We start from the raw sequence: 6,810 nt of genomic DNA, 5'->3' as shown, positions 1-6,810 counted from the left end.
TACAGCTCCTGCGAAAACCACATACGCGGAGCGTTCGTCTTTCGCCGAAACGGTAATCACTACCCCTATTCCGGGTGAGAGCCCGGACGCTCCGCCGGCCCTTCCCACCTCCCGACGCCTTGCGGCGGGAGTCCGTTGAATCACGTCATCCCCGGACAACGCGGCGCAGCCGAGGCCGATCCGGGCTGCGTCCTCGGTGCCAGCGATGACGATGTAACGGCTCAGACGGCCTAGGGGGGTAGCTTCAGTTCAGTCCGGGTTTCGCTGATGAGCATGAGGGGGGCCGGACTCGATACCGGCTGGCCAGCGGGGCCATTTGGGCTCGGTCGGTGCGGTGGCGTTGATGTCAATCGGCGTTTCCGAGTGATGGATCAGAAACGTCTCTCCCGACGTCCTTGTCGCCTTCAGGCCAATCCGTCCATCGGCGTCTTCAAACACCGACAGGACAGTCCAGTTTCCTTGTGAGGGTCGGTCAAGAACACGTGCGGTGTAAGCACCTCGATTAAAATAAACTGCCGCCTTCTGGCGAAGATTGCATCTTGGCTCGTCCTCGTCCCGCATGACGCAATGGGTGAGCGGCGCGGTGTCGCTGGACCACCAACACGAAAAACGTGCGCTGGTTTCCAGGGGAACGCATTTCGCTTCGAGTTCAGCCAGATTGCCGGTGCTGCTGGCGCATCCGCCGACAGCAATGACAATCACTGAGACGTATCCAGTGAACAGAGGTCTCATCGTAACCGCCCAACCCATGAAATGCTCGGGCGAGCACACAACTTTAGATAAGGCTGCGCAAGGAGATTAACTGCGCTGTCTTTCCAGTTTCAGTTTTGAGCCCCCGGTGAGAATTTCTTCGACCTGATGGGTGTGTTTGGCTCCTGACCGGTCATGAAGCACTAGAGCCGGGTGCAGGACCAGCGGCGCGCGGCCCCGCTTGATCGCCCGGACGATGACCCGTTTGGCGGGCGTCTCGGCGAACGGCTGGATCGGCAGGATGACGAAGGAACCGGCCTTCTCACCCAGCAGGCCCAGCAGATCGGCCAGCCGGTCGGCGCGGTGGATGACCACGACGCGCCCGCCGTCCTTGACCGAGGCCAGCAGGATGTCGGTCCAGGCCTTCAGACCGTCGTCAGCCATCCAGGCGGCGCGCTTGCCGGGTGCGGGCGCGCGCAGGGCGTCGGGGTCGTCGAAGAAGGGCGGATTGGACACCGCCCAGTCGAACAGGGGCAGGCCGAGCGGTCGGAACCCGTCGGCGACGTCGCCGGTGAGGATCGTGGTGCGGTCGGCGGCGTCGTTCAGCACCGTATTCTGGCGGGCCAGGTCGGCGGCGGCGTGTTCGCGCTCCAGTCCGGTCAGGGCGACGCCGGGTCTCCGCGCCGCGATCTGCATCAGGACGGCGCCCGCACCACACCCCGCCTCGAACACCCGCTCGCCGGGCCTGGCGGGGACGGCGGCGGCCAGAAGCGCTGCGTCCATGCCGGCGCGATAGCCCCGTACGGGCTGGCGCAGGCGAACGCGACCGCCCAGAAGGGCGTTTTCGACGACCGCATCGTCGTTTTCGGGCGGGGGTGTGACGGTCACGCAGCTTGACCCTTCATGGTACGATCACCATTGTCCCGGCGTTCGCGACGCAGCAAGACACCCCGCGAAGCCTTTCGGGCGTTGTCTCTTCGCACTGCCCGGTTTTCAGAGAGTTATCGTTTCCGTGGACGCCGTCACCCTGAGCCCCGCCCGATCGCACGCCCGCCCCGCCGGTGACGTGGACACCCTGGCGCGGCTGGCCCAGGCCGACATGGCGGCGGTCGACGCGCTGATTCTGGACCGGATGCAGTCCCAGGTGCCGGTGATCCCCCTGTTGGCCGAACACATCGTCTCGGCGGGCGGCAAGCGGATGCGACCCCTGCTGACGGTGGCGGCTGCCCGGGCGGCGGGCGGCGACATCGCGCATCCGCTCAAGCTCGCGGCGGCGGTGGAGTTCATCCACACGGCGACCCTGCTTCACGATGACATCGTCGACGGATCCGAACAGCGTCGGGGCAAGGTCGCCGCGCATCTGATCTGGGGCAATGCCACCAGCGTGCTGGTCGGCGATTTCCTGTTCGCCCGGGCCTTCGAGCTGATGGTCGAGACGGGGCAGATGCGCGCCCTGGGCATTCTGGCCAATGCGTCCAGCGTGATTGCCGAGGGCGAGGTGCTGCAACTGACGCGGGCCCACGACCTGAACCTGGACCAGGAAACCTATCTGCGGATCATCTCGGCCAAGACCGCCGAACTGTTCGCCGCCGCCGCCGAGGCCGGAGCGGTCGGGTCGGGCGCGGATGACCGGACGACGGCGGCGCTGCGCTCCTATGGGCTGAACCTGGGTCTGGCCTTCCAGCTGGCCGACGATGCGCTGGACTATGGCGGCTCGTCCGAGGCCCTGGGCAAGAACGCCGGTGATGATTTCCGCGAGGGCAAGGTGACCCTGCCCCTGCTGCTGGCCGTGGCCCGCACCCGTGGGCGCGAGGATGCCTTCTGGGACCGCACCATCAACAAGGGCCAGCGGACCGAGGACGACTTCCGCCGCGCGCGCGAACTGATCATCGGCACCGGTGCGGTGTCGGCGACCCTTGATGCGGCGGGCGACTATGCCGACGCGGCCAAGGCGGCGCTGTCGATCCTGCCCCGCAGCGACTGGCGCGACGCGCTGGAGACGCTTGCGGACTTCGCGGTCAGCCGGGCGGCTTGACGAAGCCTGCTACTTCAGGCTCGCCGCGAACCGCTGGATCCGCCCGCAGGCCTCTTCCAGCACCGCCTCGCTGGTGGCGTAGCTGATGCGGAAATAGGGGGACAGGCCGAAGGCCGAGCCCTGGACCACCGCCACACCCTCGGCTTCCAGCAGTTCGGTGGTGAAGACCTCATCGTCGGTGATGACGACGCCGGACGGGGTCGTCTTGCCGATCAGGCCCTCGACCGACGGATAGACGTAGAAGGCCCCCTCGGGGTTCGGGCAGCGGATGCCGGTGGCCTGGTTCAGCATGGACACGACCAGATCGCGGCGCGCCTGGAAGGCGTCATTGCGGGGCTTAAGAAAAGCCTGAGTGCCGTTCAGAGCCTCGACGGCGGCGTACTGGCTGATCGAGGTGGGGTTCGACGTCGTCTGGCTGGCCACCTTGCGCATCAGGTCGATCAGCGGCTTGGGCCCGCCGGCATAGCCGATGCGCCAGCCGGTCATGGCATAGGCCTTGGACACGCCGTTGACCGTCAGGGTGCGGTCGTAGAGGTCCGGCGCGACCTGGGCGATCGTCGTGTACTCGAACCCGTCGAAGGTCAGGTGCTCGTACATGTCGTCGGTCAGGACCCAGACGTGCGGATGCAGCCGCAGCACTTCGGCCAGCCGGTGCAGCTCCAGCCGGGTATAGGCGGCGCCGGTCGGGTTCGACGGTGAGTTCAGGATCAGCCACCTGGTGCGTGGCGTGATCGCGGCCTCCAGCACCTCGGGACGCAGCTTGAAGCCGTCGGCTTCTTCGCCCGTGACGAACACCGGCTCGCCCCCGGCCAGCAGGACCATGTCGGGATAGGATACCCAGTAGGGGGCCGGAATGATGACCTCGTCGCCGGGGTTCAGGGTGGCGACCAGGGCGTTGAAGATCACCGGCTTGCCGCCCGGCGCGACATGGATCTGGTTGACGTCGTAGGTCAGGCCGTTCTCGCGGGCGAACTTGTCGACGATGGCCTTCTTCAGCGCCGGCATGCCGTCGGCGTCGGTGTATTTGGTGTGGCCGTCGGTGATGGCCTTGATGGCGGCGGCCTTGATGTTGTCCGGGGTGTCGAAGTCCGGCTCGCCGGCGCCCAGGCCGATGATGTCGCGACCGGCGGCGGCCAGGGCCCGCGCCTTGGCGCTGACCGCGATGGTGGCGGAGGGCTTGACGCGTGCGAGCGCGGCGGACTGCAGGTCGGACATGGCGGAATCTCGTTCTCGGGAGGCGGCCGCTGTTTACGGGCAGGGGGGGCTGCGTGCAAATGAAGACAGTGCCGGAGGTGTCGAATGCTTTTCGCCGTGTTGTTCAGTCTGGCTATCGTCGGACAGTCGGCCGAGGTTCCACGCGACTGTCGGGACGACAACGGTGCGGATCGGTGCGCTGCGGAGAACCGGGCGGCCGTGCTGAAGACATTCGGACTGGAGTCCATCGAGGACGAGGCCACGGCCGGGGTGGAAACCTACCGGGCGTCCTTCATCGATGGCTACGGCAACGAGATGCCGACCGTCAGCTTTGAACGCAGGCCGGGACAGGACCCCACGGTCGTCGTCTACGGCGCTGAAGGTCAGAAGATGAGCAGTCCGGTCGCGGTTGAGACATGGGCCCGTGTCCGCAGCCAGTCGGTGTTCGCGGATCGGACGCTTGAACCTTTGCCGCAGCCGGTGCGGACGGGGCCGGACGGAAGACCCCTGCCGCCGTTTCCACCGATGTGTCTGCACGCGTGGGTGACCACGGTGGAGATGGCGAACAGTACGCCCGACGGACGGACTGTGGTCCCGACGCGGCGGATCACCCAAGGGACGTGCGGCGGAAACCTTGGATCGACCTTCGCCTTCATGCTGGCCGACGAGGCGGTGAAGGCGATCCCACCCTGCGGCCTGCTGGATGAGACCCAGCAGCGGAACACCGTCACCATCCTGGCGACCTGCCTTGGCCTGAAGGGCGACCGGTTTGCAGCGGCGGAGCTTCGCAATCGGGTCAGGTCGGGGGCTCCGCGACAGGGGCTTGATCTGCTGGACGCTGGTGTATGGCGCGCCTATCTCGGCACGAACGGGTCACCGGAGCTGACCTGGGCCGGCGAGACGATCAGGACGGATCGAGGGTCCAACAACCGTGTCGCCGAGTTCGTCGTCGCCCAGTTGAAGGCCCACCCATCCCTGACGTTCCGGCCTGTCCAGTTCGAGGGAAGGACCGGACGCGAGGCCGTCATCCAAGGCGTGGTGTCCTATCAGACTGGCGTCGGCGACGAAGCCCAATGGTACAGGGCGGCCTATCGGCAGACCTGGGTCTGGGACCCCAACCTGTTCGACTGGATGGTTTCGACATGGGTGGTCGAGCCGTTCACACCGGCCGCACCCTGATGCGCCCCATCCTCGACTTCATCCTCAACATGGAAGCCCGCCGCTGGCGGGCGATCCTGGCGACGCTGCTTTTGTTCGCGGTTATCGTGGGGCTGTTCGCGTTCGGGAAGTCTTCGCTGGGTCTGGGGCAGGGTGCCCTGGGGGCGGAGGCGCGGCTGGAGGACTGGCTGGGCGGATTCAGGTCCGGGCCTTGGGGGCTGGTGGCGGCGATCGTGCTGTTCACGGCCTCGGCGTTTCTGGGGGTGCCGCAGTTCGTCCTGATCGCGGCCTGCGTCGTCGTGTTCGGGCCGTGGTGGGGGTTCGCCTACAGCTGGATCGGGACCATTGCCTCGGCGGGGGTGACCTACTGGCTCGGGCGAGGGCCGACGGCGCGGCTTGTCGAGCGGTTCGGCGGCAAGACCATGGGGCGGATGACGCGGTTCGTGGGCAAGAACGCCTTCTATGCGTCCTTCATGATCCGGAACGTCCCCTCAGCCCCCTTCATCGTCGTGAACATGGCGTTCGGCGCCGCGCGGGCGTCGTTCCCGGCCTATCTGGCGGGGTGCGCGCTGGGCGTGTTGCCCAAGACCGCACTGGTCGCATTCTTCGGGGGATCGTTCATGACGGCGGTGCGGGGCGACGGTGTCTGGACGTCGCTGATCCTGGCGGCCGTCGCGGTCGCCTGGCTGGCGCTGATGCTTCTGGTGCGGGAGGTCGTCAAGCGTCGCGAGGCCGCCGGTGACGTATAACTACCTATAGGCGTCTTCAGCACCGTTTAGACATTATGCAGGAAAAGGGGTGCCTGTCAGGAGCGTAACCCCATGCTGGATATCCACGAACTGAGGCGGCAGCATCGTCTGATCATGATCCACGCCACGGGCCTGAGAGGGCTGGGCGACATGATCAAGACCCGCCACGACGCCGAAGAGGCGCGGGCGGCGATCAAGGGGATCCACAGGATGCTGATCGAACATCTGACGCTCGAGGACGACCATCTGTACCCCGCGCTACTGGCCGGACCCGACAGCGAGGTCGCCGCGATGGCGGCCGACTGCTCCGAGGAAATGGGCGGGATTCGCGGTGCCTGGGTCGCGTACCATGATCAGTGGACGGCGGCCGCGATCGCGGCGGATCCTACCCGGTTCTCGGCGGCGACGGCGGGCGTCATCGGTGCCCTGGCCTTGCGGGTCGAGCGTGAGAACACCGAACTCTACCCGGCGTTCGAAGCCCTGGCCCGGGCACCGATTACGGCGCGGCGGGCAGTCGGCTGAGCGGATCACTCGCCTCGCGGGCGAGCGGCCGTCGAGGCCAAGCGAGGCCGTAACTCGCTCGTGATCACGTGCGTCGGATCGCAGGGTATCAGGACTTGTAATCGCCTCACCATGCGGGCAAACGGGCGCACAGTCGGTCAGGCGGAACAGACAGGACGCGGCGCGTATGGGGATGCGTGCAGCGGGGGTCGCCGAAGCCTTCGGATGTAAAAGAACGCCCTGAGCGGCCAGAACGAGACGGTACCAGACCCCCATGTTTTCACACCTCTTCGGCGCCATCTCCAACGACATCGCCATGGATCTGGGGACGGCCAACACCCTGATCTATATGAAGGGCAAGGGCATCGTCCTGAACGAGCCGTCGGTGGTCGCACTTCGCAACGTGGGCGGACGGAAAATCGTCCACGCCGTCGGTATCGAGGCCAAGCAGATGCTGGGCCGCACCCCCGGCCACATGGAAGC

Annotated in this window: 8 protein-coding genes; 5 read left to right on the top strand and 3 right to left on the bottom strand. The window is 66.5% G+C overall.

The genetic code is table 11. The annotated features are described in order from the left end of the window. Positions 1 to 249: 249 nt before the first annotated feature. Positions 250 to 702 carry a hypothetical protein gene (locus tag JHC99_RS16435; RefSeq protein WP_292155683.1) on the bottom strand — a complete coding sequence of 151 codons (453 nt, stop codon included), beginning with the start codon at positions 700 to 702 and terminating at the stop codon, positions 250 to 252. Positions 703 to 798: 96 nt separating this feature from the next. Continuing rightward, entirely contained in the window at positions 799 to 1,578 is a 780-nt protein-coding gene (locus JHC99_RS16430) for a methyltransferase (protein ID WP_292155681.1), read from the bottom strand. A gap of 178 nt (positions 1,579 to 1,756) precedes the next feature. Here JHC99_RS16430 and JHC99_RS16425 point away from each other — a divergent pair, with 178 nt between their 5' ends. Continuing rightward, a complete protein-coding gene (locus JHC99_RS16425) occupies positions 1,757 to 2,725 on the top strand; it encodes a polyprenyl synthetase family protein (protein ID WP_271147133.1) in 969 nt (322 codons plus the stop codon). A gap of 9 nt (positions 2,726 to 2,734) precedes the next feature. Here JHC99_RS16425 and JHC99_RS16420 read toward each other — a convergent pair whose 3' ends face one another. Beyond that, positions 2,735 to 3,940, bottom strand: a complete 1,206-nt coding sequence (locus JHC99_RS16420; RefSeq protein WP_292155679.1) for a pyridoxal phosphate-dependent aminotransferase — start codon at positions 3,938 to 3,940, stop codon at positions 2,735 to 2,737. A gap of 84 nt (positions 3,941 to 4,024) precedes the next feature. On the opposite strand from JHC99_RS16420, the gene JHC99_RS16415 reads away from it, so the two are divergent. The 4 genes from JHC99_RS16415 to JHC99_RS16400 all read left to right on the top strand — a co-directional run. Continuing rightward, complete coding sequence (locus JHC99_RS16415) at positions 4,025 to 5,098, top strand: hypothetical protein (RefSeq protein ID WP_292155678.1); 1,074 nt, start codon at positions 4,025 to 4,027, stop codon at positions 5,096 to 5,098. Next, positions 5,062 to 5,826 (top strand): VTT domain-containing protein, encoded by a 765-nt coding sequence (locus JHC99_RS16410; RefSeq protein WP_292155676.1) that lies wholly within the window; start codon positions 5,062 to 5,064, stop codon positions 5,824 to 5,826. The genes JHC99_RS16415 and JHC99_RS16410 overlap by 37 nt, the downstream gene beginning before the upstream one ends. 72 nt (positions 5,827 to 5,898) lie before the next feature. Then, positions 5,899 to 6,348: a hemerythrin domain-containing protein gene (locus JHC99_RS16405; protein ID WP_292155674.1), complete on the top strand. Its 450-nt coding sequence runs from the start codon at positions 5,899 to 5,901 to the stop codon at positions 6,346 to 6,348. Positions 6,349 to 6,601: 253 nt separating this feature from the next. Further along, positions 6,602 to 6,810: rod shape-determining protein (locus tag JHC99_RS16400; protein WP_292155672.1), on the top strand; the 209-nt coding region annotated here is incomplete at its 3' end.

Origin of the sequence: Brevundimonas sp., assembly GCF_016463485.1 — a bacterium.
GTDB lineage: Bacteria > Pseudomonadota > Alphaproteobacteria > Caulobacterales > Caulobacteraceae > Brevundimonas.
Note: the sequence above shows the minus strand (reverse complement) of the source record. Positions and strands in the feature narration are given on the sequence as shown.

Excerpts from the sequence above, each read along its gene's own strand:
- JHC99_RS16410 (WP_292155676.1), top strand. The coding sequence starts at position 5,062 with ATGGGTGGTCGAGCCGTTCACACCGGCCGCACCCTGATGCGCCCCATC.
- JHC99_RS16415 (WP_292155678.1), top strand. The coding sequence starts at position 4,025 with ATGCTTTTCGCCGTGTTGTTCAGTCTGGCTATCGTCGGACAGTCGGCC.
- JHC99_RS16420 (WP_292155679.1), bottom strand. The coding sequence starts at position 3,940 with ATGTCCGACCTGCAGTCCGCCGCGCTCGCACGCGTCAAGCCCTCCGCC.
- JHC99_RS16405 (WP_292155674.1), top strand. The coding sequence starts at position 5,899 with ATGCTGGATATCCACGAACTGAGGCGGCAGCATCGTCTGATCATGATC.